Below are 21,489 nucleotides of genomic sequence, written 5' to 3'. Positions count from 1 at the left end.
CGCGGGTCCCAGCGCGTCATCCCCGCCTCCCCCGGCCGATCAGGGCGCCGATCGCGCCGGCCAGCAGCGCCGCCGCACCGGCGGCGGCCACCCCGACCAGTTGGTGCTGCCGCCGCACCCGGCGGCGCACCTCGGCGTACGGGGTGGTCGAGAAGGACACCATCTCGTAGCGGGACACGTACCGGCCGGGCAGGGCGCGTTCCAGGGCGTGCTCGATCCGCTTGCCGGCCCGGAACAGCGGGGAGGCGACCTTGTCCCGCATCTCCACGAAGTTCGCCAGCGCCATCCGGGCGATCGCCTCCGCGTTCTCCTGCCGCCGCGCCTGGTACAGCGGCAGCGCCGCGGCCCACTCGTCGGCGCACTCGTCGAGGCAGCGGTCCAGCTCCACGACGTCCTCGAACGCGCAGTTGGCGCCCTGGCCGTAGAACGGCACGATGGCGTGCGCCGCGTCGCCGACCAGCGCCACCCGGCCGTCGACCTGCCAGGGCGCGCAGCGGACCGTGCCGAGCACCCCGACCGGGTTGTGCTGGTAGTCGTCCACCAGGTTGGGCGCGAGCGGGATCAGGTCCGGGTAGTGCTCGGCGAAGTGCTGTTCGATCGCGGCCGGGCTGCCCAGCGAGGCGAAGCTGGCGGTGCCGTGGGTCGGCCAGAACAGGGTGCAGGTGAAGGAACGGTCCGGGTTCGGCAGCGCGATCATCATGGAGGTGCCGCGCGGCCAGATGTGCAGGGCGCCCGGGTCGAGGGCGAACTCGCCGCCGACCGGCGGGATGGCGAGCTCCTTGTAGCCGTAGTCCAGGAAGTCCAGGCTCTCGGTCAGCACCCCGTACCCGAGGAGCTGCCCGCGCACCGCGGACCCGGCGCCGTCCGCGCCGAGGACCACCGGGGCGGTCTCGACGACCTTGCCCTGCGGGGTCTCGAAGGTCAGCTCGCCGGTGGTCGGGTCGAGGCCGACCAGCCGGTGGTCGAAGGCGATCCGCACCCCGGGCAGCGCGGCGGCGGCGTCGAGCAGGGCGTTGTTCAGCGCACCCCGGCTGATCGAGTTGATCGCTCGGTCGCCGGAGACGCTGTACGACTGGAACTGCTGCTCGCCGGAGACCGGGTGGATCATCCGGCCGCGCATCGGCAGGGCGTCGGCCAGCACCCGCTCGTCGAGGTCGATCCGGCGCAGCGCGTCGATGCCGCGCTCGGAGAGCGCCAGGTTGATCGAGCGGCCCCGCTCGACCTTTCCGGTACGCGGGTCCGGCCGCCGCTCGTAGAGCGCCACCCGGTAGCCGCGCCGGGCCAGGTAACAGGCCAGCAGACAGCCGGCCAGCCCGGCCCCGACCACGGCGATCTCGTCCCGCTCGCTCACCGGTTCACCTCCACGGTCGAAGCCAGCGCGTCGGCGACCCGCCAGCAGTCGTGGTACGTCGAGTAGAGCGGCACCGGCGCGAACCGGACGACGTCCGGCTCGCGGGCGTCGGCGATCACGCCGTGCTCGTGCCGCAGCCGCTTGGTCAGCTCGTTGGCACTGCCGGTCCCGATCCGGATCGAGAGCTGGCAGCCGCGCCGGGCCGGGTCGCGCGGGGTGACCACGGTCAGCGGCCGATCCGCGGTCACCTCGTCGAGCAGCCGTTCCAGCCAGCCGGTGAGCCGCACGCTGCGCTCCCGCAGCGCGGGCATGCCGACGGAGTCGAACAGCTCCAGCGAGGTACGCACCGGTCCCATCGCGAAGATCGGCGGGTTGGAGATCTGCCACGCCTCGACGGTGGCCGGCGGCCGGGAGACCGGGGTCATCTCGAACCGGGTGGCCGCCTCGGTGCTCCACCAGCCCTCGAACCGGGGCAGCTCCGCCCGGCCGAGGTGCCGCTGGTGGACGAAGACGCCGGCCAGCGCGCCGGGCCCCGAGTTCAGGTACTTGTACGAGCACCAGGCGGCGAAGTCGACGTCCCAGTCGTGCAGGGCGAGCGGGACGTTGCCCACCGCGTGCGCCAGGTCCCAGCCGACCACCGCGCCCGCGGCCCGCCCGGCGGCGGTGATCGCGGGAATGTCCATCAGCTCGCCGGTGAGGTAGTTGACCCCGCCGAGCAGCACCAGCGCCACGGTGTGCCCCTCGGCGGCGAGGAGGTCCACCACGTCCTGGGTGCGCAGGGTGTCCTCGCCCGGGCGGGGCTTCAGCCGGACCACCGTGGCGTCCGGGTCCAGGCCGTGGAACCGGGCCTGGCTGCGCACCGCGTAGCTGTCCGACGGGAAGGCGCTGTCCTCGATGACGATCCGGGTGCGCTCCCCCGCCGGCCGGTAGAAGCTGACCATCAGCAGGTGCAGGTTGACCGTGAGCGAGTTCATCACCACGGTCTCCGCCGGCAGCGCGCCGACCAGTCGCGCGGCCGGCGCGGTCAACAGCTCGTGGTACGGCAGCCAGGGCCGCTCGGCCTCCAGGTGCCCTTCGACGCCGAGCCGGCGCCAGGCGTCCAGGTCGGCGAGGAGCTCGTCCCGGGTGGCCCGGGGCGGCAGGCCGAGCGAGTTGCCGGCCAGATAGGCGACCTCGGGATAGCGGCCCCCCTCGGCGGGCGGCACGTGGAACAGGTGCCGGTGCCCCGGGTCGGCGGCGTCGCGGCGGTGTGCCTCGGCTTCGGTGTGCATGTCCTGCCCTCCGGTCACATCGCGGTCCGGGCGGACCACAGCTCGGGGAAGACCACCCGGGCCATGCTGCGCTGCAGCCACGCCAGCCCGGCGGAGCCGCCGCTGCCGACCTTGGCGCCCATGGTCCGCTGCACCGCCTTGACGTGGTGCCAGCGCCAGTCACCGAAGCGCTCGGCGACCTCGGTCAGCGCCTCGCCCAGCAGCCGGAGGTGATTGTCCGGGCCGCCGTCGGCGTAGATCCGCACCCAGGCCGCCTCGACGGCCGGGTGCGCCTCGTGCTCGACCGTCAGGTCCCGGGCCAGCAGCTCGTCGGGGATGCCGAAGCCGCGCCGGGCGAGCAGCGTCACCACCTCGTCCCAGAGGCTCGGGGTGGCCAGCGCGGCGGTCAGCTCCGCGTGCACCTCGGCCTGCCGGCGGAACGGCCGGATCAGCGCCGGGTCACGCAGGCCGAGCAGGAACTCCAGCTGCCGGTACATCGCCGACTGGAAGCCCGAGCCCTCACCGAGCTGGTTGCGGAACCGGTTGAAGTCGGCCGGGGTCATCCAGCGCAGTCCCTGCCAGGCGGCGTTCAGCCCCTCCAGGTGCAGGGCGGCCCGGCGCAGCGCGGGCAACGCGTCCCAGATCCGGTTGGCGCGCAGCTCCCGCTGGGCGTGGCGCAGCTCGTGGCAGGTCAGCCCGAAGTACAGCTCCATGATCTGGCTGACCATCAGGAAGGACATCTCGCCCGGGTCGTCGCTGAGCGGCTGCTGCAACTGGTGCAGGGTGCTCGCCCGCACGTACGCGTCGTACGGCACCCGGTCGGCGAACTCCAGGGTCGGCTCGCCGCCGTTGCGGGCCGCCCGGGCAGCCCGCTGCCGGGCGGTGGCCGGGCGCACCGCCGCGGTCATCGTGGGTGCGCGCAGGTCCGACTGTTCCACCTGTCGTCTCCCTCCGTGGGCCGGTAGCGTCATGATCTCGCGGTCGGAACGGCCAATGGAATGCCGGATCAACGGCGCTGCGGCACGGTGGCCTACCATTCGGAAAGCCGTACGGAGTTCGGGTTCACGAGTGAAAGGTCACGCAGTGGATCACATGGACTGGGCGCTGCTGCGGGAGCTGCAGGCCGACGCCCGGCTCTCGTTCAGCGAGCTGTCCCGCCGGGTGCACCTGTCGCCGCCGGCGGTGGCCGAGCGGGTCCGCCGGCTGGAGGAGGCGGGGGTGATCACCGGCTACCACGCGCACGTGGACCTGGCCCGGGCCGGCCGGACGGTGGTCGCGCTGATCCGGATGTCCTGCTACGGGTCCCGCTGCATCCTGAACGACCCGGAGGTAGCCGGCTGGCCGGAGATCATCGAGATCCACCGGATCACCGGCGACGCGTGCAGCATGCTCAAGGTGGCGGCCGGCTCGATCACGGAGTTCGAGCGGGTGATCGACCGCCTCGCCCCGTACGGCCAGCCGTCCAGCACGATGGTCCTCTCCACCCCGCTCGACTGGCACCCGGTCACCCCCCTGGCGTGACCGGAGGGGCCCCTGCCGGGGTTTGTCCCGGGGCCAAGGGGAAAGCAGTCCCCGCTGCCCGTCAGCAGGATTCCGGTGCGACCGCACCGGGAGGGGGGAAATCATGCGAGGGCTTCACGTGTCACATCGCGCCCTTTCGGCCGCGCTGGTGCTGCTCGGTCTGGTCGGGGCGTTCGTCCTGGCCACCGGCACGCCGGCCCACGCGGGCGAGAACGTCTTCGTCGAAGTCACGCCGAGCAGCGTGCAGGCCGGCAGCCGGGTGAACATCCGGGCCAGCTGCGGCAACAACAACAATCGCCAGGCGACGGTACGCTCGGACGCCTTCGGCGGCCCGGTGACGCTGCGGCCGAACAACGGCTTCCTCACCGGCTCGGCCACTGTGCCGGGCAACAAACAGCCCGGTGACTTCCCGGTCGACCTGCGGTGCGAGAACGGCCAGACGGCCTCGACCATGCTGACCGTGCTGAACATGGCCCAGCCGAGCAAGGGCCCGGCCACCGGGGGCGGCGGCACGGCGGGCGGCGGCCCCGGCGTCGGCTCGGTGCTGCTGGTGGGCGGTCTCGCCGCGGTGGCGGTGGTGGCCGGCTTCGGTGCCCGCCGCAGGACCACGTCCGGCCGCTGAGCCCGGGTGCGGCGATGGCCCGCTCAGCTGACCGCGCGGACCGGAGCAGGCGGGACGAGCCGGCCGCCCGGCACCGGCGAGGCGCTCGACGAGGTGCCCCGACAGCCCGGGACCGACGCGACGGTCGCGGTGGCCGGCACCGGCGGAGTCGGGGCGCGGGCGACCGGTTCCGGAAGGCGCTGCGGCTGGCTGCCCGGACGTCCCGGCGGTTCGTCCGGGTGGCCGGGCACGCCTACTCGGCCAGCGTGGCGACCCCGGATCCGCGGGCCCGTCCGGTGCGCGCCGCAGCCGTCGGGCCGGGGCGCCGGTATCCCGTCGGGCAGCGCGGCCCCGGGGCGCCGGTGCTGGTGGTCGCGGCGGTGATGGCGCTGATCGTGGCGATGCTCGGGGTGGAGCGGTTCACCGGGATCAGCGTGCTGCCGGCGCAGCTCAGCGCGGGGTTGCGCCCGCCGCCGAGGAAGTTCCCGGTGCTGCCGGCCAGCCCGCCGACGGACATCACCATCGGCAAGATCGGCCTACGGGCACCGGTGCACCCGGTCGGCATCGCCCGCGACGGCAGCATCGACGTGCCGGACCTCGGCCGGGCCCAGGAGGCCGGTTGGTACGACCAGGGCCCGACCCCGGGCCAGTACGGTCCCGCGGTGATCGTCGGTCACGTCGACACCACCACCGGCCCAGCGGTCTTCCACGACCTGAAGAGCCTGGCGGACGGGGACCGGGTGGAGGTCACCCGGGAGGACCGGTCGGTGGCGGAGTTCGAGGTCACCGAGATCCGGCGGTACGGCAAGGAGCGGCTACCGGTGGACGAGATCTACGGCGACTTCAGCCGACCGAACCTGCGGCTGATCACCTGTGGCGGGCGCTGGGTGGGCGGCGAGACGGGGTACGCCGACAACCTGGTCGTCTACGCGTCACTGGTCAAGGCCCGGTGACCCGTCGGGGCGGGCCGGTCCGCCGCGCTCAGGCCGCCTCGGGCTCGCGCAGGTCGAGCCAGTCCGCCCAGCGCGGGTCGGGTGCCCGGTGGCCGAGCACCCGCCAGGCCGTACCCTTCGGCGCGGCCGGCAGGTTGTGCAGCCGCCAGCCGAGCTCGGCCGGGGTCTTGTCGCCCTTGGTGTGGTTGCACCGGGCGCAGGCGGCGACCACGTTCTCCCAGGCGTGCCGGCCGCCCCGGCTGCGCGGGAAGACGTGGTCGATGGTCTCGGCGGGCCCCCGGCAGTACGCGCACCGCCAGCCGTCCCGGGCGAAGATCGCCCGGCGGGAGAGCCCGACGTGGGTGCGGTATGGCACCCGGACGAAGCGGGTAAGCCGCACCACCGACGGCACCGGCAGCGCGTTGCGGGCGCTGTGCAGGAACCCCTCGCCGTCCGCCACGCAGACGGCCTTGGCGGAGAGCACGAGAATCGCGGCTCGACGCACCGACACGACACACAGCGGCTCGTAGGTGGCGTTGAGAACCAACGCGCCGGAGCCCACCATGGGTCGTATGTCAGGCATCGTGCTCACCCTCCCGGTCCAGCCGCTCCCACCGCATCGCGTCGACCGGGCCCGGGGGGCAGCCGGCAACCACGCCGACGCCGGCGGGACCGCCGACGTCCGTTGCGCCAATCGTCCCTGATCGGAACCGGGATTGCACGTACTAATCCGGGGTCCCCGGTGAAGCTTTCTCGACCTGTGACACGATGACCGGTTTCGGCCCGGATGACCATCGAGTCGGGGCCCGGCCACGAGGCGGAGGGCCGAAAGCGGAAGGCCCCCCGCCGTGCGGTACGAAGACAGCGTGACTTCCGTCAGCTTCCCGGCGCCCGTCGCGGCGCTCCCGCCGATCACCAGCGAAAGCCCGAGCGTGGAGTGCCTCGACGACCCGCTCTGCGAGATCGCCTACCGGATCAGCGGCTCGACCTGGTTCGCCGAGGGCAGCTACTGGATCGTGGTGAAGCCGCTGCGGATCGTACTGATCCTGCTGCTCGCCCTGATCGCCCGCTGGGCGCTGCACCGGACCATCAACCGGCTGGTCCGCACCACCGGCCACAGCCCGATGCCGACCCTGCTGCGCCCGTTGCGGGAGCGGATCCCCACCGCCGCCACGGAGCCCGGCGAGTTCGTCCCCGAACGGCGCCGGCAGCGGGCCGAGGCGATCGGCTCGGTGCTGCGCAGCGTGGTCACCGCGTTCGTCCTCGGCATCGCGCTGCTGATGATCCTGCGCGAGTTCAACTTCGACCTGGCCCCGCTGCTGGCCAGCGCGGGCATCGTCGGCGTGGCGCTGGGCTTCGGCGCGCAGAGCCTGGTCAAGGACCTGCTGGCCGGCCTGTTCATGCTGATCGAGGACCAGTACGGGGTGGGTGACACGGTGGACCTGGGCGAGGCGACCGGGGTGGTCGAGTCGGTCGGCCTGCGGGTCACCACCGTCCGCGACGGTCGCGGGGTGCTCTGGTACATCCGCAACGGCGAGATCGTCCGGGTGGGCAACAAGAGCCAGGGCTGGGCGCTGGTCGTGGTGGACCTGCCGATCGGCTTCGCCGGGACGGAGGAGGCCACCGCGGTGCTGCGCACCGCGGCGGAGTCGGTGGCGCTGGATCCGGGGCTGGCCGAGCAGATCGTCGAGCCGCCGAACGTGCTGGGCGTCGAGCAGATCACGGTGGACGGCGCGGTGCTCCGGACGGTGGTGAAGACGACCGCCGAGGGGCAGTTCGCGGTCGGCCGGGAGCTGCGCCGCCGGTTGGCCGAGGCGCTGGACAACTCGGGCATCACCGCGCGGCTCGCCGCCGCCCGCCTCCAGCCGGGCGTAGCCCCGTTCGGGCCGACCGAGACCGACCGGGGCGGAAGCACCTGAGGACCGGCGGACGGGTGGCCGGCCGCGCTGGGCGGGCAGGGGTCGCGAGCCGCCCGACCCCTCAGGTATCGTCCGTTCGTTCAGTCGGAGATGCGACGATCGAGCCGTTCGCACTAGCCAGCCTTCGGACGATCGGGCAGAATCCGGTAAACCGCGGCTCCGATGGGAGGCGCGCAGACGTCCTCGCTGATCCGTAGATCTGACGACGGTCCCCGACCCGCCATCACGAGTGGCCAACCCCCGGGGACGATGGAGGCCACGGTGTCCGACGAGCGACCCCCTGCGGACGGGCCGGCCACCTTCCGCGAGGTGTTCGCCGAGCGTGAGTACCGGGCAATCTTCGCCGCCAGCGTGCTGTCCTGGCTCGGCGACTACGTCGCGCGAGCCGCGGTGACCGTGATGGTCTACCGCCAGACGGAATCGGTCGCCCTCTCCGCCACCGCGTTCGCCGTCAGCTACCTGCCCTGGCTGGTCGGCGGGCCGCTGCTGACCACGCTCGCGGAGCGGTGGCGCTACCGGTCGGTCATGGTCGCCGCCGACCTGGCCCGGATGGTGCTGATGGCGCTGGTGGCCATCAAGGGCCTTCCGGTGCCGGCGGTGCTGGCGCTGCTCTTCCTGGTCACCCTCGCCAACCCGCCCAGCCAGGCGGCCCGGTCCGCGCTGCTGCCGGTGATCCTGACCGGCGACCGCGTGGTGCTCGGGCTCTCCCTCAACGCCAGCGCCGGCCAGGCCGCGCAGGTCGTCGGCTACCTGGTCGGCGCCAGCATCGCCGTGGTCAACCCGACCGTGGCGCTGCTGCTCAACGCGACCACCTTCGGCCTCTCGGCGCTGCTGGTGCGGTTCGGGGTGCGGAACCGGCCCACGGCGATGACCGCCGCGCACCGCAGCCACCTCCTCCGGGAGACCGCGCAGGGCTTCCAGATGGTCTTCGGCACCCCGATCATGCGGGCCATCGCGCTGCTGGTCTTCGCCTCGATGCTCTTCTCGATCGTGCCCGAGGGGCTCGCCGCCGCCTGGGCGGACGATCGCCACGACGGCATGGAGGCCGGCCTCAGCCAGGCAGTGATCATGGCGGCCAACCCGGTCGGGTTCATCCTCGGCGGCCTGCTGATCGGGCGGATGGTGGCGCCGGCCCGCCGGTTACGCCTGATCCGCCCGCTGGCGGTCTTCTCCCCGCTGGTGCTGGTGCCGGCGTTCTTCGACCCGCCCCCGACGGTGGTCGCCCTGCTCGCCGCCGCCTGCGGCTTCGCCGTGGCCGGCCTGCTGCCGACGGCGAACGGCCTGTTCGTCCGGGTCCTGCCCGACGGCTACCGGGCGCGGGCCTTCGGCGTGATGGCCACCGGCGTGCAGGTGATCCAGGGCGCGGCCGTGCTGATCACCGGCCTGCTCGCCGAGCGGTTCCCACTTCCCAAGGTGGTCGGGGTGTGGAGCGCGGCGGGCGTGCTGCTGATGCTGCTGATCACCTTGCGCTGGCCGAGCGCGGCGGCGGTGGACGCCGCCGTGCGGGCGGCCAGGCAGCCGGACGGCCAGGCCACCCGGGCGCCGGTGGTCGCGCCCCGATCCGCGCCCGCCCAGGAGGGGCCGACGAGCGGCATCACCGCCGCCACCCGCTGACCGGGCCACCCCACCCCGCCGGGCGGTCCCCGTTCCGCGCGCCTGGCAGGATGGGAGGGTGACTCCCGCAACCGGACCCGACCGCCCCCAGCCGTCGATCACCCTCTTCGAGGCGGTCGGCGGCGAGCCCACGTTCCGCAAGCTGGTGGACGAGTTCTACGCCGGGGTCGCGACCGACCCCCTGCTGCGCCCGATGTACCCGGAGGAGGATCTCGGGCCGGCGGCCGACCGGCTGGCGCTCTTCCTCATGCAGTACTGGGGCGGCCCGAACACGTACTCGACCACCCGCGGGCACCCGCGGCTGCGGATGCGGCACGCGCCCTTCCGGGTCGACGCGGCGGCCCGGGACGCCTGGCTGCGCCACATGCGCCGGGCGGTCGAGTCGCTGGACCTGGCACCGGAGCAGGCCACCGCGCTCTGGGACTACCTGGAGCGGGCCGCCTACTTCATGGTGAACGTGGCGGAGGAACCGGCGGGCTGACGACCCCCCCGCCGGCCGCCCCGGCCAGAGCAGGCGCCCGTCAGAGCAGCGCACCCTCGTCGTGCAGCCAGTCCACGAAGCTGGTGGCGACCGCCGCACCGCAGTCGAGCATCTCGATCAGCAGCGCGTCGTGCGTGCCGGCGCCCAGCGGCACCTGCAACTCGGCGTAGATCGGCAGCTGGCCCCGCTCGGTCGGGTCCCCGATGTACGCCTTGCAGAACCGGCGGGTGTGGTTCCACTCGTTGACCACCCGGTAGGCCCGATCGGCCCAGTCGGGCGGGACGGTGGCGTGCGGGCGGGCCCGCATCACCAGGATCTCGTCCTCCGGCCCCTCCAGGGTCACCAGCACGGCGTGCCGCTCCCACATGGCCAGCAGGTTGCCGTCGCCGTCGGCCAGGTATCGCACGTCGAGCAGGTCGAGCGCGTCGCAGACCCGGCCGAGGGTCACCGGCTCGACGGTGGTCCCCATGTCCCCGATGGGAGCCCGCTCACTGGCGAGCACGTCGTCCTCGGGCTGGCGTTGGGCCGGTGGACCGACCCGTACGGTGGCCTCCTCCACTGTGATCCCGCTTCGACCGTCGTCCGGATCGCCGCCACCGGCGGGCCCGGGGCGCCATGACCACCACGGCATCGCTCGCGCACCTCACTCCCCAGCGGATCCAGCCGCATACGGTGCGTTGGATCCGAGGATGGACGGTACCCGGACAGCCGGGTTGAAGCACCCCCCCAACGGCCGCCCCAAACCAGAAGAACGACCATGGGTCATCCTTTCGGCCGATCAGGGAGCCGGTCGGACGACCAGACCCCCGGGCTTCTGCGACCAACTGGCCCCGTACGGTCCGACCAGCCCGACCCATCGGCCCGCCACCCGGACCTGGACCCCGCCGTCGGCCGGCGGCGCGGCCCCGGCGGCCGGCGCCGCGCCGAGGAAGCCCATCCGGACCAGCCCCTGGACCAGGCGCTGCGGCACCTCCACCGGTTCGGCGCCCGGGTCACCCTCGGGGGTGACCACCACCGCCACGTGGTCCAGCAGCGCGTCGCGCAGCGCCCGCTGCCCCACCGCGCGGCCGGCGACCCCGTGCGTGGCCGCGCTGCGCAGGGTGCCCGCCGCCGCGTCGGCGATCCGCCGCACGTCGGCCACCGGCAGCAACTCCACCGGCCGGCTCACCGGCGGCGGCAGCGGCCAGCGCCACTGCGCGTCCCGCGGCCCGGGCAGCACGGTCCCGCCCCGTTCCAGTTCGGACAGCAGCTCGCCGGCCGCCACGGTCACGTCCCCCGGGCCCACCCCGGCCACCGTGCGGACCACCAGCACGCCCCACGGCAACCGGGCCCAGAGGGCCGTACGGCCACCTTCGGGCGCCGGGCGGAGCCGGACCAGGGCGGCCGGGTCCAGCCGGACGAGGCGGGCCAGGAAGGCCCCCGCGTCGGCCACCCCGGCCAGCCCGTGCCCGCCGCCGGTGGCCGGCCCGCCGACCGTCGGGCTCACCCCGGGCCGCCGGGCAGCGCGTACCGGCTCAGGAACGCCCGCTCGTCGGCGCTGATCCGGCGGGGTCGCTGGGTGGACAGGTCGAACGGCACCAGCACCGAGCGGGCCCGGCTGGCCAGCACGTCACCGTCGTACAGCTCGTAGTCGACGGTGAACCGGGCGGCCCGGATCTCGGAGATCCACAGCTCGATCCGGACGGCCGGGGCCGCCTCCGCGGTCGCCCGGCCCAGCGCGTAGTCGACCGGGCGCAGGTAGTCGACCTCGTGCCGGCTGATGACCACCCCGTCGGCGAACGAGCCCACTCCCCACGCCCGGCCGCCGGCGAACATCAGCGCCACCCGGGCCTCCTCGTACAGGGTGAGGAAGCGGGCGTTGTTGATGTGGCCGTACGCGTCCAGGTCGGACCAGCGCAGCGCGCAGTGGTAGACGAACTTGTCAGTCACGGGTGAGCTTGCGGTAGGTCACCCGGTGCGGCCGGGCGGCCTCGGCGCCGAGCCGGTCGATCTTGTTCTTCTCGTACGCCTCGAAGTTGCCCTCGAACCAGAACCACCTCGACGGGTCCTGGTCGTCGCCCTCCCAGGCCAGGATGTGCGTGGAGACCCGGTCCAGGAACATCCGGTCGTGGGAGATGACCACGGCGCAGCCGGGGAACTCCAGCAGCGCGTTCTCCAGGCTGGAGAGGGTCTCCACGTCCAGGTCGTTGGTCGGCTCGTCGAGCAGGATGACGTTGCCGCCGATCTTCAGGGTCAGCGCCAAGTTGAGCCGGTTCCGCTCGCCACCGGAGAGCACCTTGGTCGGCTTCTGCTGGTCCGGCCCCTTGAAGCCGAACGCGGCGATGTACGCCCGGGACGGCATCTCGACCTTGCCCACCATGAGGTGGTCCAGCCCGTCGGAGACGACCTCCCAGACGGTCTTGTCGCCGTCGAGGCCCTGCCGGTTCTGGTCGACGTACGACAGCGAGACGGTGGGCCCCACCTTGACGTCGCCGCCGGTCGGCTGCTCCAGCCCGACGATGGTCTTGAACAGGGTGGTCTTGCCGACGCCGTTCGGGCCGATGATGCCGACGATGCCGTTGCGCGGCAGCGAGAACGACAGGTTGTCGATCAGCAGCCGGTCGCCGAAGCCCTTGCTGAGGTTGTGCGCCTCGATGACCGTGCTGCCCAGGCGCGGGCCCGGCGGGATCTGGATCTCCTCGAAGTCCAGCTTCCGGGTCTTCTCCGCCTCGGCGGCCATCTCGTCGTAGCGGTCGAGGCGGGCCTTGGACTTGGTCTGCCGCGCCTTGGCGTTGGAGCGCACCCACTCCAGCTCCTCGGAGAGGCGCTTCTTCATCTTGGCGTCGCGGCGCCCCTCGACGGCCAGCCGGGCGGCCTTCTTCTCCAGGTAGGTGGAGTAGTTGCCCTCGTACGGGTAGGCCCGGCCGCGGTCCAGCTCCAGGATCCAGTTGGCCACGTTGTCCAGGAAGTACCGGTCGTGGGTGATGGCGATGACCGTGCCGGCGTACTTGGCCAGGTGCTGCTCCAGCCACTGCACGCTCTCCGCGTCCAGGTGGTTGGTGGGCTCGTCGAGCAGCAGCAGGTCGGGCGCCTCCAGCAGCAGTTTGCACAGCGCCACCCGGCGACGCTCACCGCCGGAGAGCTTGGTCACGTCGGCGTCCGGCGGCGGGCAGCGCAGCGCGTCCATCGCCAGTTCGAGCTTGGAGTCGATGTCCCAGGCGTCGGCGTTGTCCAGTTCCTCCTGGAGCCGGCCCATCTCCTCCATCAGCTCGTCCGAGTAGTCGGTCGCCATCTCCTCGGCGATCTTGTTGAACCGCTCCAGCTTGGTCTTGATCTCCGCGACCGCCTCCTCGACGTTGCCGAGGACGGTCTTGGTGTCGTTGAGCGCCGGCTCCTGGGCCAGCATGCCGACGGTGAAGCCGGGCATCAGCCGGGCCTCGCCGTTACTCGGCTGATCCCAGCCTGCCATGATCTTGAGAAGGCTGGACTTACCGGCGCCGTTCGGGCCGACCACACCGATCTTGGCCCCCGGCAGGAAATTCAGCGTCACGTTGTCGAGCACGACCTTGTCGCCGTGCGCCTTGCGCGCCTTTTCCAGGACGTAGATGAACTGGGCCACGGTGCGGGCTACCTCCGTCGGTTGCGATCGCGGGCTGGCGGGGCGCGGGGCGCGGGCTTCGACCTGCACCCGCCGCCGCCGGCCGGGAGCCGGCCGCGCGCACGCCATCGTCAATCCTGACAGGTACGGCGCGCCGCGCCCACATCACCCCGCCCGAGGAGTACGCGGCGGGCCGCCCTGCCCCGCTCCGACGAGGGAGTTGTCGACAAGATCACCATCGCGGTTCGGCGGTTCTGGGACGGGTAGGTAACTCCGGCACGGGGCAACAGAGGCCGCAGCTACGCTCAGTAGGCTCATCGCGGTGGACCCGTCAGCACCCGGAGGTGGCCGATCGTGACCGTCCGTAGCTCCTTTGTCGTAGTGGCGAACCGACTGCCGGTCGACGAGGTGAGCACCCCCGAGGGACGCCAGTGGCGGCGCAGCCCCGGCGGGCTGGTGACCGCGCTGCACCCCGTCCTCGCCGAGCACCGAGGCACCTGGGTCGGGTGGGCCGGGGGCACCGGGCCCGCGCCCGAGCCGTTCGACCTGGAGGGCATCCGGCTGCACCCGGTGCCGTTGAGCGCCGAGGAGCTGGAGCGGTACTACGAGGGGCAGTCCAACGCCACCATCTGGCCGCTCTACCACGACGCGGTGGAGACCCCGGCCTACAAGCGCCGGTGGCGCGAGGCGTACCGCCTGGTCAACGCCCGGTTCGCGGAGGCCGCGGCGGAGGTCGCGGCCGAGGGCGCGACGGTCTGGGTGCAGGACTACCAGCTCCAGTTGGTGCCGTCGATGCTGCGTGAGCTGCGCCCGGACCTGCGGATCGGATTCTTCCTGCACATCCCGTTCCCGCCGATCGAACTGTTCATGCAGATGCCGTTCCGCACCGAGATCCTGCGCGGCCTGCTCGGCGCGGACCTGATCGGCTTCCAGCAGCGGCTGGCCGCGCAGAACTTCGTCCGGCTGGCCCGGCACCTGCTCGGGCTCCGCTACGAGGGCCAGATGATCCAGGTCGACGGGCGGCAGGTGAAGGCGGGCGCCTTCCCCATCTCGATCGACACCAAGGAGATGGAGCGGCTGGCCGAGGACCCGGCGATCCAGGCCCGGGCCAAGCAGATCCGCGAGGAGCTGGGCAACCCGCGGACCATCGTCCTGGGCGTCGACCGGCTCGACTACACCAAGGGCATCGAGCTGCGGCTCAAGGCCTTCCGGGAACTGCTGGCTGACGGAAAGTTGACAGTTCCCGAGGCGGTGATGGTGCAGGTGGCCACGCCCAGCCGGGAACGGGTCGAGCACTACCAGGCACTTCGGGTGAAGGTGGAACGCGAGGTCGGCCGGATCAATGGCGAGTTCGGCCGGGTCGGCGTGCCGGCGGTGCATTACCTGCATCAGTCGTACAGTCGCTCTGAACTGGCGGCGATGTACGTCGCTGCCGACGTGATGATGGTGACCCCGCTGCGAGACGGAATGAATCTGGTGGCCAAGGAGTACGTCGCATCGCGCGCCGACCAGGGCGGCGCGCTCGTGCTCAGCGAGTTCGCTGGCGCCGCCACCGAGCTGCGCCAGGCGTTTCTGTGCAATCCGCACGATCCCGACGCGGTCAAGGACGCCCTGCTGAAGGCCGTGCACGTGGAGCGTCCCGAAGCGCGCCGCCGCATGCGTATCATGCAACGCCACCTGCGCAGCCACGACGTCGGGCACTGGGCCAAGTCCTTCCTGACCGAACTGGGTGTGCCCGATGCGGAGGAAGCCGCTTGACCACCGCCCTCAACACCCCGGCCAGTCCCTCCGGAGTGATGGATCCCGAGCTACGCGCCGCCATCGGGCGGATCGCCCGGGTTCCCCAACTGCTGATCGCCTGCGACTACGACGGCACCCTCGCCCCGATCGTCGAGGACCCGAGCAAGGCCGTACCGCTGCCCGAGTCCGTCGCGGCGGTCCGGGCGCTGGCCTCGCTGCCGCAGACCACCGTCGCGGTGGTCTCCGGGCGGGCCCTGCGTGACCTGGCCGCGCTCTCCCGGCTGCCCAGCGAGGTGCACCTGGTCGGCAGCCACGGCTCCGAGTTCGACATCGGCTTCGTCGAGCGGCTCTCCCCCGAGCTGATCGCGACCCGCACCCGGCTGCGCGACGCGCTGCGCGAGATCGCTGCGGCCCACCCGGGCGTACGCCTGGAGCGCAAGCCGGCCAGCGTCGCCGTGCACACCCGCGGCCTGGACCCGCAGGTCGCCGCCTCCGCCATCGACGCGGTCCGCAGCGGCCCCGCCACCTGGGATGACGTCACCGTCACCCAGGGCAAGGAGGTGATCGAGCTGTCGGTGGTGGCCACCCACAAGGGCACCGCCATCGACCAGCTGCGCACCCAGTTGGCGGCGAGCGCGGTGCTCTTCATCGGCGACGACGTCACCGACGAGAACGCCTTCGGCAACCTGCACGGCCCCGACGTCGGCATCAAGATCGGCCCCGGGGAGACGAAGGCCGACTACCGGGTGGCCGAGCCGATCGAGGCGGCCCGGGCGCTCGGCCTGCTGCTGGAGACCCGGCGGCACTGGCTCTTCGGTGAGCGGGCCGTACCGATCGAGCGGCACTCGATGCTGGCCAACGGCCGCACGGTGGCGCTGCTGACCCCCGAGGCCAAGGTCACCTGGCTCTGCCACCCGAAGCCCGACTCGGCCGCGATCTTCGCCGACCTGGTCGGCGGCAGCCCGGCCGGGCACTTCACCGTCGGCCCGGAACGCGGCGGCATCCCGCTCGGCCAGCGCTACCGCAACGGCACCATGACCGTGGAGACCCGCTGGTCCGGCCTCACCGTCACCGACTGGCTGGACCTGCCGGCCCGGGAGACCACCCCCGACGGTCCGGCCGTGATCACCGGCGACTCGGCGCTGGTCCGGGTGCTCACCGGTTCCGGTCGAGCCCGGGTCGAGTTCGCGCCGCGGCCCGAGTTCGGGCAGGTGGCGGTGCAGCTCCAGCCGATGGACGACGGCCTGCTCGTGCTCGGGTCCAACGAACCGGTCGCGCTCTACTCGCCCGGGGTGGAGTGGGAGGTCGGCAACGACGGCGGGTACGAGACCGCCAAGGCGGTGGTCGACCTGCGGGCGGCCGGCGGCCAGGTGGTGCTGGAGCTGCGCTTCGGCACGCAGAGCCTGGAGCACCACCGGGTGCCGATCCACGAGCGGCAGGCCGCGGCCGAACAGCCGTGGAAGGACTGGGTCGGCACGCTGCGGCTGCCCGGCACCGCCCGGGACCTGGTCGCCCGGAGCGCGCTCACCCTGCGCGGGCTGGTGCACGGGGGGACCGGCTCGATCCTCGCCGCCGCGACCACGTCGCTTCCCGAGGAGCTGGGCGGGGTCCGCAACTGGGACTACCGGTACTGCTGGCTGCGCGACGCGGCGATGACCGCCCGGGCGCTGGTCGACCTGGGCTCGACCGAGGAGGCCGAGGGCCTGCTGCGCTGGATCGACGGCGTGGTCGAGCGCACCGGCGGGCACCCCGAGCGGCTGCACCCGCTCTACACGGTCGACGGGTACGAGCTGGGCGCCGAGGCGGTCATCGACACCCTGCCCGGCTATGCGGGCTCCCGTCCGGTCCGGGTCGGCAACCTCGCCAACCACCAGCTCCAGCTCGACGTCTTCGGTCCGATCGCCGACCTGATCGCCGCGGTGGCCGACGCCCGGGGCTCGGTCCGGGAGGACGAGTGGCGGGTGCTGGACAACATGGTCGAGGCGGTCCGGCGCCGCTGGCACGAGCCGGACCACGGCATCTGGGAGGCCCGCCTGCCGCCACGGCACCACATCTTCTCGAAGGTCATGTGCTGGATGACGGTGGACCGCGCCCTGCACGTGGTGCGCCAGCACGGCGGCGAGGACCAGCCCGAGTGGGTGGAGCTGCGCGACCGGATCGGCGCCAACGTGCTGGAGCACGGTTGGCACTCCGAGGCGGAGGCGTACAGCGTCGCGTACGGGCACGACGAGTCGGACGCCTCGTCGCTCTGGATCGGCCTGTCCGGGCTGCTTGCCGGCGACGACCCCCGCTTCCTCTCCACCGTGCTGAAGATCGAGGCGGACCTGCGCAGCGGCCCGGTTGTCTACCGGTACCACTGGGACGACGGCCTGCCCGGCCGGGAGGGCGGCTTCCACATCTGCACGGCGTGGCTGATCGAGGCGTACCTGCGCACCGGCCGGCGCACCGACGCGGAGGAGCTGTTCGCCCAGATGGTCGACACCGCCGGCCCCACCGGCCTGCTCCCCGAGCAGTACGACCCGCTCGCCGAGCGGGGGCTGGGCAACCACCCGCAGGCGTACAGCCATCTGGGGCTGATCCGGTGCGCCCTGCTGCTGGACAACATGCTCAAGCAGTGACCTGACGCGAGCGCACGGCGGCCCGGGACCTCGGTCCCGGGCCGCCGTCGTCCTGCCCCACGTCTCCTGCGGGGCCGTGGCCGCCGGGAGGCCGCCGGAAGGCTGCCGGGAGGCCGCCGGGACCCTTCTTGCAGCCTTTGCTCTGCTTCAGCCGAGGCAACACTTTCGGGGTCCCGGTGTTGCCCGGGCTGAAGCAGAGCAAAGGCTGCGGAAGGACCACCCGGGAGGGCCTTCCCGCAGCGCGCGAGAGGCCCGCCCGTGTGGGCGCGGGTGAGAGGCGGCCGGCACGCGAGAGAGCCACGCCGCGGACGCGCGCGAAAGCCGGCCCGCAGGGGCGAGAGAGCCGGCCCCCGTCAGCGGCCGAGGGCTTCCGGGCCTGAGCCGTCTGGGCCGTCTGGGCCGTCCAGAGCACCCACGACGTCCCCGATCACCACGATGGCTGGCGGACGCAGCCCGGCGGCGACCACGTCGGCGGAGACCTCGCCCAGCGTCGAGCGTAGGGTGCGCTGGCTGCCGGTCGTACCCTCCTGGATCACCGCGGCCGGGGTCCCGGCCGGCCTGCCGTGCGCGACCAGCGTCGCCGCGATCGCCGGCAGGTTCTTCAGGCCCATCAGGACGACCAGCGTGCCGCGCAGCCCGGCCAGCGCGTCCCAACGCACCAGCGAGGCCGGCGAGTCGGGCGCGACGTGGCCGGAGACCACGGTGAACTCGTGCGCCACCGCCCGGTGGGTCACCGGCACGCCGGCCACCGCCGGCACCGCGATCGCGCTGGTCACCCCGGGCACCACGGTCACCGGCACGCCGGCCTCCGCGCAGGCCAGCAGCTCCTCGCCGCCCCGCCCGAAGACGTACGGGTCACCGCCCTTGAGCCGGACCACGAACCTCCCGGCCAGGGCCCGGTCCACCAGGATCCGGTTGATCTCCTGCTGGGTGCGGGACGGGCCGTACGGGATCTTCGAGGCGTCCACCAGCTCGACGTCCGGCCGCAGTTCGTCCAGGAGCAGCCCGGGCACCAGCCGGTCGGCGACCACCACATCCGCCTCGGTGAGCAACCGCCAGCCCTTGACGGTGATCAGCTCCGGGTCGCCCGGCCCCGCACCCACCAGCGCCACCCGCCCCGCCGCGCTGACCGCGCCGGCCGAGATGTTGACCGCGGCCCCTTCCTCCACCGAATGCGTTAACAGGGGGCCCTTCGTTGCACTCAGGAGGTGGCGGATGGCGTCGCGGACGGTCATCGCGCGGCGGGGGTCGCCACCGCCGAGCACGGCGACGGTGACCGGGCCGTGCCGGGTGACCGCCGGGGTCCACGCCGTGGCCGCGGTCCGGTCGTCGGCGCGGACGCAGAAGATCCGGCGCTCCTCGGCGGCGGCGCTGACCTCGGCCGCGGCGGTCCCGTCGTCGACGGCGACCTGGACCAGCCAGGCGCCGTCCAGGTCGCTCGGCACGAACCGGCGCGCCGCCCAGCGCAGCCGGCCCGCGTCGACGTGCGATCGCAGCGCGGGAGTCAGGTCCGGCGAGACGAGCAGCACGTCCGCCCCGGCGTCCAGCAGCGCGGGGACGCGACGGGTGGCGACCACTCCCCCACCGACCACCACCACCCGGCGGCCGGGCAGGCGCAGCCCGAGCGGGTACGGGTTGGGGCTCCCGCCGCCGGGCCCCACGGCTGGCTCGGTCACTTCTCGGCCACCCCGGCGGCGTCGAAGGTGGCGACCTCGTGCAGCACCCGGACCGCGCCGGTGACCACCGGCAGTGCCAGCAGAGCACCGGTGCCCTCACCGAGCCGCAGGCCGAGGTCGATCAACGGGTCCAGCCCGAGGTGGCGCAGGGCGACCCCGGCACCCGGCTCGGCCGAGCGGTGGCCGGCGATCATCGCGCCCACCGCGTCCGGGGCGAGGGCCGCCGCGGCGAGCGCCGCGCTGACCGCGATCACCCCGTCCAGCAGCACCGGGACCCGGCGGGCCGCAGCGCCGAGGATGAACCCGGTCAGGGCGGCGTGTTCCAGGCCGCCGACCGTGGCGAGGGCGCCCAGCGGGTCGGCCGGGTCCGGGGCGTGCCGGCGGAGCGCGGCGCGTACCACCTCGATCTTGCGGCGGTGGGTCGCGTCGTCAACCCCGGTGCCCCGGCCGGTGACCGCCGCGGGGTCCGCGCCGGTGAAGACGGCCACCAGGGCCGCGGCGGGGGTGGTGTTGCCGATGCCCATGTCCCCGGTGAGCAGGATGCCCGCCCCGTCGTCGGCCAGCCGCTCGGCGACCGCGACCCCGGTCCGCACGGCCGTGATCGCCTCGTCGCGGGTCAGCGCGGCGGTGACCGTCATGTCCCGGGTGCCCGGGCGCACCTTCGCCGCGATCAGCCGCGGCCCGTCGGCGCCGGCCGCCTCGACGGGCAGCGGGGTGGCCACCCCGACGTCCACCACGGTGACCGTGGCGCCGGCCTGCCGGGCGAACGCGTTCACCACCGCGCCGCCGGCCAGGAAGTTGCCCACCATCTGCGCGGTGACCTCCTGCGGCCACGGGGTGACCCGCTGGGCGTGCACCCCGTGGTCGCCGGCGAAGACGACCACCGCCGCGGGCTCGGGCAGCGGCGGCGGGCAGCGGCCGGCCAGCCCGGCGAGGCGTACCGAGAGCTCCTCCAGGGCGCCCAGCGAACCGGCCGGCTTGGTCAGCCGCCCCTGCAGCTCGCGGGCCGCCGCCATGGCGCCGGCGTCGAGCGGCCGGATCGCCGCGACGGTCTGCTGCACTGTCATGCCTCCAGGATCTCCGCCAGCGTCCGGACGAACGCGTCGGTGGTGGCCGGGTCACGGACGGCCAGCCGCAGCCAGTCCGGGCCCAGGCCGGGGAAGGTGTCGCCCCGGCGTACCGCCCAGCCGCGCTCGCGCAACCGTTCGCGCACCGCCGCCGCGCCGGGCCGGTGGATCAGCACGAAGGAGCTGGCCGGGTGGCCCGCGACGCGTACCCCGGGCAGGGCCGACAGGCGGGCCACCAGGTGGTCGCGGTCGGCCGCGAGCCGGTCGGCGAGGGCGCGTTCCGCCGCGACCGCCGCCGGCGTCGCGCAGGCCGCGGCGGCGGCGAGCGCCGGGGTGGAGACGGCCCAGAGCGGCTGGCCGGCGGCCAGCCGGTCGACCAGCTCGGCGTCCGCGAGCAGGTAGCCGATCCGCAGGCCGGCCAGCCCCCAGGTCTTGGTCAGGCTGCGCACCACGACCAGGCCGGGCAGCTCCCGCCGGCCGGCCAGCGACTCCGGTTCGCCGGGCACGGTGTCGGCGAACGCCTCGTCGACCACGAGGATCCGGCCGGGGCGGGCCAGCGCGGCCAGGTCCGCGGCGGGATGCAGCACCGACGTCGGGTTGGTGGGGTTGCCGATCATCACCAGGTCGGCGTCGTCCGGCACCCGGGCCGGGTCCAGCCGGAAGCCGTCGGCCGGGTCGAGCAGCAACCGCTCCACCCGGTGCCCGGCGGCCCGCAGCGCCGCCTCCGGCTCGGTGAACTGTGGGTGCACCACCACCGGCCGGCGCACCCCGGACAGCGCCCGGGCGAGCAGCACGAAACCCTCGGCCGCGCCGGTGGTGAGGAGTACCTCTTCCGGGGGACGGTCGTGCCGGGCGGCGACGGCGGCCCGGGCCGGCCGGGGGTCCGGGTACGCGGCCAGCTGGCCCAGCGCGGCGACCAGCGGATCGGCCAGCCAGTCCGGCATCGGGTCGCGCCGGACGTTGACCGCGAGGTCGACCAGGCCGGCCGCGACCTCGGCGTCCCCGTGGTGGGTCAGGTCCGGTTCCGGCCCTGTCGTCCCGTTCCGTTCCCGGTCCGCCCTGGGCTCGGCATCGACCAGTTCACCACGCATGTCCGCGATCCTGCCGGGAAGCCGTCGTCCGGGACAGCGGATCCCGGCGTG

19 protein-coding genes are annotated in these 21,489 nt (G+C 73.6%); 8 read left to right on the top strand and 11 right to left on the bottom strand.

The window, feature by feature from the left end; all coding sequences use genetic code 11:
• Positions 1 to 16: 16 nt before the first annotated feature.
• The 3 genes from AB0H57_RS23245 to AB0H57_RS23235 are packed head-to-tail and all read right to left on the bottom strand — an operon-like array spanning position 17 to position 3,539.
• Complete coding sequence (locus AB0H57_RS23245) at positions 17 to 1,351, bottom strand: NAD(P)/FAD-dependent oxidoreductase (RefSeq protein ID WP_357509698.1); 1,335 nt, start codon at positions 1,349 to 1,351, stop codon at positions 17 to 19.
• On the bottom strand, positions 1,348 to 2,622 hold the full coding sequence (gene kynU / locus AB0H57_RS23240; RefSeq protein ID WP_357509696.1) for a kynureninase: 1,275 nt from the start codon (positions 2,620 to 2,622) through the stop codon (positions 1,348 to 1,350). Before kynU ends, AB0H57_RS23245 begins: the two co-directional genes overlap by 4 nt.
• A gap of 14 nt (positions 2,623 to 2,636) precedes the next feature.
• Positions 2,637 to 3,539 carry a tryptophan 2,3-dioxygenase family protein gene (locus AB0H57_RS23235; protein ID WP_357509694.1) on the bottom strand — a complete coding sequence of 301 codons (903 nt, stop codon included), beginning with the start codon at positions 3,537 to 3,539 and terminating at the stop codon, positions 2,637 to 2,639.
• Positions 3,540 to 3,684: 145 nt separating this feature from the next.
• On the opposite strand from AB0H57_RS23235, the gene AB0H57_RS23230 reads away from it, so the two are divergent.
• The 3 genes from AB0H57_RS23230 (at position 3,685) to AB0H57_RS23220 (ending at position 5,676) form a co-directional block, all read left to right on the top strand.
• Positions 3,685 to 4,122 carry an Lrp/AsnC family transcriptional regulator gene (locus AB0H57_RS23230; protein ID WP_357509692.1) on the top strand — a complete coding sequence of 146 codons (438 nt, stop codon included), beginning with the start codon at positions 3,685 to 3,687 and terminating at the stop codon, positions 4,120 to 4,122.
• A gap of 103 nt (positions 4,123 to 4,225) precedes the next feature.
• The gene (locus tag AB0H57_RS23225) at positions 4,226 to 4,744 is read left to right on the top strand and encodes a hypothetical protein (protein WP_357509690.1); all 519 of its coding nucleotides are present in this window, start codon (positions 4,226 to 4,228) and stop codon (positions 4,742 to 4,744) included.
• 14 nt (positions 4,745 to 4,758) lie between these two features.
• Positions 4,759 to 5,676 (top strand): class F sortase, encoded by a 918-nt coding sequence (locus AB0H57_RS23220; RefSeq protein WP_357509688.1) that lies wholly within the window; start codon positions 4,759 to 4,761, stop codon positions 5,674 to 5,676.
• A 28-nt stretch (positions 5,677 to 5,704) separates the two neighbouring features.
• Here AB0H57_RS23220 and AB0H57_RS23215 read toward each other — a convergent pair whose 3' ends face one another.
• Positions 5,705 to 6,238 carry an HNH endonuclease gene (locus tag AB0H57_RS23215; RefSeq protein ID WP_357509686.1) on the bottom strand — a complete coding sequence of 178 codons (534 nt, stop codon included), beginning with the start codon at positions 6,236 to 6,238 and terminating at the stop codon, positions 5,705 to 5,707.
• A 283-nt stretch (positions 6,239 to 6,521) separates the two neighbouring features.
• On the opposite strand from AB0H57_RS23215, the gene AB0H57_RS23210 reads away from it, so the two are divergent.
• From AB0H57_RS23210 to AB0H57_RS23200, 3 genes are all read left to right on the top strand, one after another.
• Positions 6,522 to 7,574 carry a mechanosensitive ion channel family protein gene (locus tag AB0H57_RS23210; protein ID WP_357509684.1) on the top strand — a complete coding sequence of 351 codons (1,053 nt, stop codon included), beginning with the start codon at positions 6,522 to 6,524 and terminating at the stop codon, positions 7,572 to 7,574.
• Between the two features lie 249 nt (positions 7,575 to 7,823).
• The gene (locus tag AB0H57_RS23205) at positions 7,824 to 9,188 is read left to right on the top strand and encodes an MFS transporter (RefSeq protein WP_357509682.1); all 1,365 of its coding nucleotides are present in this window, start codon (positions 7,824 to 7,826) and stop codon (positions 9,186 to 9,188) included.
• Positions 9,189 to 9,246: 58 nt separating this feature from the next.
• A complete protein-coding gene (locus AB0H57_RS23200) occupies positions 9,247 to 9,669 on the top strand; it encodes a globin (protein ID WP_357509680.1) in 423 nt (140 codons plus the stop codon).
• A gap of 40 nt (positions 9,670 to 9,709) precedes the next feature.
• On the opposite strand, the gene AB0H57_RS23195 is transcribed toward AB0H57_RS23200, so the two are convergent.
• The 4 genes from AB0H57_RS23195 to ettA all read right to left on the bottom strand — a co-directional run bounded on the left by AB0H57_RS23195 (position 9,710) and on the right by ettA (position 13,267).
• Positions 9,710 to 10,300 carry a YbjN domain-containing protein gene (locus tag AB0H57_RS23195; protein ID WP_357509678.1) on the bottom strand — a complete coding sequence of 197 codons (591 nt, stop codon included), beginning with the start codon at positions 10,298 to 10,300 and terminating at the stop codon, positions 9,710 to 9,712.
• 147 nt (positions 10,301 to 10,447) lie between these two features.
• Positions 10,448 to 11,155, bottom strand: a complete 708-nt coding sequence (locus AB0H57_RS23190; protein ID WP_357509676.1) for a hypothetical protein — start codon at positions 11,153 to 11,155, stop codon at positions 10,448 to 10,450.
• A complete protein-coding gene (locus AB0H57_RS23185) occupies positions 11,152 to 11,598 on the bottom strand; it encodes a thioesterase family protein (protein WP_357509674.1) in 447 nt (148 codons plus the stop codon). The genes AB0H57_RS23190 and AB0H57_RS23185 overlap by 4 nt, the downstream gene beginning before the upstream one ends.
• Positions 11,591 to 13,267 (bottom strand): energy-dependent translational throttle protein EttA, encoded by a 1,677-nt coding sequence (gene ettA / locus AB0H57_RS23180; protein WP_357509672.1) that lies wholly within the window; start codon positions 13,265 to 13,267, stop codon positions 11,591 to 11,593. The genes AB0H57_RS23185 and ettA overlap by 8 nt, the downstream gene beginning before the upstream one ends.
• A 333-nt stretch (positions 13,268 to 13,600) precedes the next feature.
• Here ettA and AB0H57_RS23175 point away from each other — a divergent pair, with 333 nt between their 5' ends.
• Positions 13,601 to 15,004 carry a trehalose-6-phosphate synthase gene (locus AB0H57_RS23175; RefSeq protein WP_357509670.1) on the top strand — a complete coding sequence of 468 codons (1,404 nt, stop codon included), beginning with the start codon at positions 13,601 to 13,603 and terminating at the stop codon, positions 15,002 to 15,004.
• 38 nt (positions 15,005 to 15,042) lie between these two features.
• Positions 15,043 to 17,604, top strand: coding sequence for a trehalose-phosphatase (gene otsB / locus AB0H57_RS23170; RefSeq protein WP_357509769.1), 2,562 nt, complete (start codon positions 15,043 to 15,045; stop codon positions 17,602 to 17,604).
• Positions 17,605 to 17,957: 353 nt separating this feature from the next.
• Here the strand turns inward: otsB and cobA are convergent, their stop codons facing one another.
• The 3 genes from cobA to cobC are packed head-to-tail and all read right to left on the bottom strand — an operon-like array spanning position 17,958 to position 21,438.
• A complete protein-coding gene (gene cobA, locus AB0H57_RS23165) occupies positions 17,958 to 19,280 on the bottom strand; it encodes a uroporphyrinogen-III C-methyltransferase (protein WP_357509668.1) in 1,323 nt (440 codons plus the stop codon).
• Positions 19,277 to 20,347: a nicotinate-nucleotide--dimethylbenzimidazole phosphoribosyltransferase gene (cobT, locus tag AB0H57_RS23160; protein WP_357509667.1), complete on the bottom strand. Its 1,071-nt coding sequence runs from the start codon at positions 20,345 to 20,347 to the stop codon at positions 19,277 to 19,279. Before cobT ends, cobA begins: the two co-directional genes overlap by 4 nt.
• Entirely contained in the window at positions 20,344 to 21,438 is a 1,095-nt protein-coding gene (gene cobC / locus AB0H57_RS23155; protein ID WP_357509665.1) for an Rv2231c family pyridoxal phosphate-dependent protein CobC, read from the bottom strand. Before cobC ends, cobT begins: the two co-directional genes overlap by 4 nt.
• Between the last annotated feature and the right edge of the window lie 51 nt (positions 21,439 to 21,489).

The sequence above is a fragment of the Micromonospora sp. NPDC050686 genome (assembly GCF_040654475.1).
Lineage (GTDB): Bacteria > Actinomycetota > Actinomycetes > Mycobacteriales > Micromonosporaceae > Micromonospora.
This window is presented reverse-complemented; position numbering and strand designations above follow the sequence as displayed.

What these genes read in the sequence shown, in the direction of transcription:
- kynU (WP_357509696.1), bottom strand. Translation starts at nt 2,622, where the DNA reads ATGCACACCGAAGCCGAGGCACACCGCCGCGACGCCGCCGACCCGGGG.
- AB0H57_RS23225 (WP_357509690.1), top strand. Translation starts at nt 4,226, where the DNA reads ATGCGAGGGCTTCACGTGTCACATCGCGCCCTTTCGGCCGCGCTGGTG.
- AB0H57_RS23220 (WP_357509688.1), top strand. Translation starts at nt 4,759, where the DNA reads ATGGCCCGCTCAGCTGACCGCGCGGACCGGAGCAGGCGGGACGAGCCG.
- AB0H57_RS23215 (WP_357509686.1), bottom strand. Translation starts at nt 6,238, where the DNA reads ATGCCTGACATACGACCCATGGTGGGCTCCGGCGCGTTGGTTCTCAAC.
- AB0H57_RS23205 (WP_357509682.1), top strand. Translation starts at nt 7,824, where the DNA reads ATGGAGGCCACGGTGTCCGACGAGCGACCCCCTGCGGACGGGCCGGCC.
- AB0H57_RS23195 (WP_357509678.1), bottom strand. Translation starts at nt 10,300, where the DNA reads ATGCCGTGGTGGTCATGGCGCCCCGGGCCCGCCGGTGGCGGCGATCCG.
- otsB (WP_357509769.1), top strand. Translation starts at nt 15,043, where the DNA reads ATGGATCCCGAGCTACGCGCCGCCATCGGGCGGATCGCCCGGGTTCCC.
- cobT (WP_357509667.1), bottom strand. Translation starts at nt 20,347, where the DNA reads ATGACAGTGCAGCAGACCGTCGCGGCGATCCGGCCGCTCGACGCCGGC.
- cobC (WP_357509665.1), bottom strand. Translation starts at nt 21,438, where the DNA reads ATGCGTGGTGAACTGGTCGATGCCGAGCCCAGGGCGGACCGGGAACGG.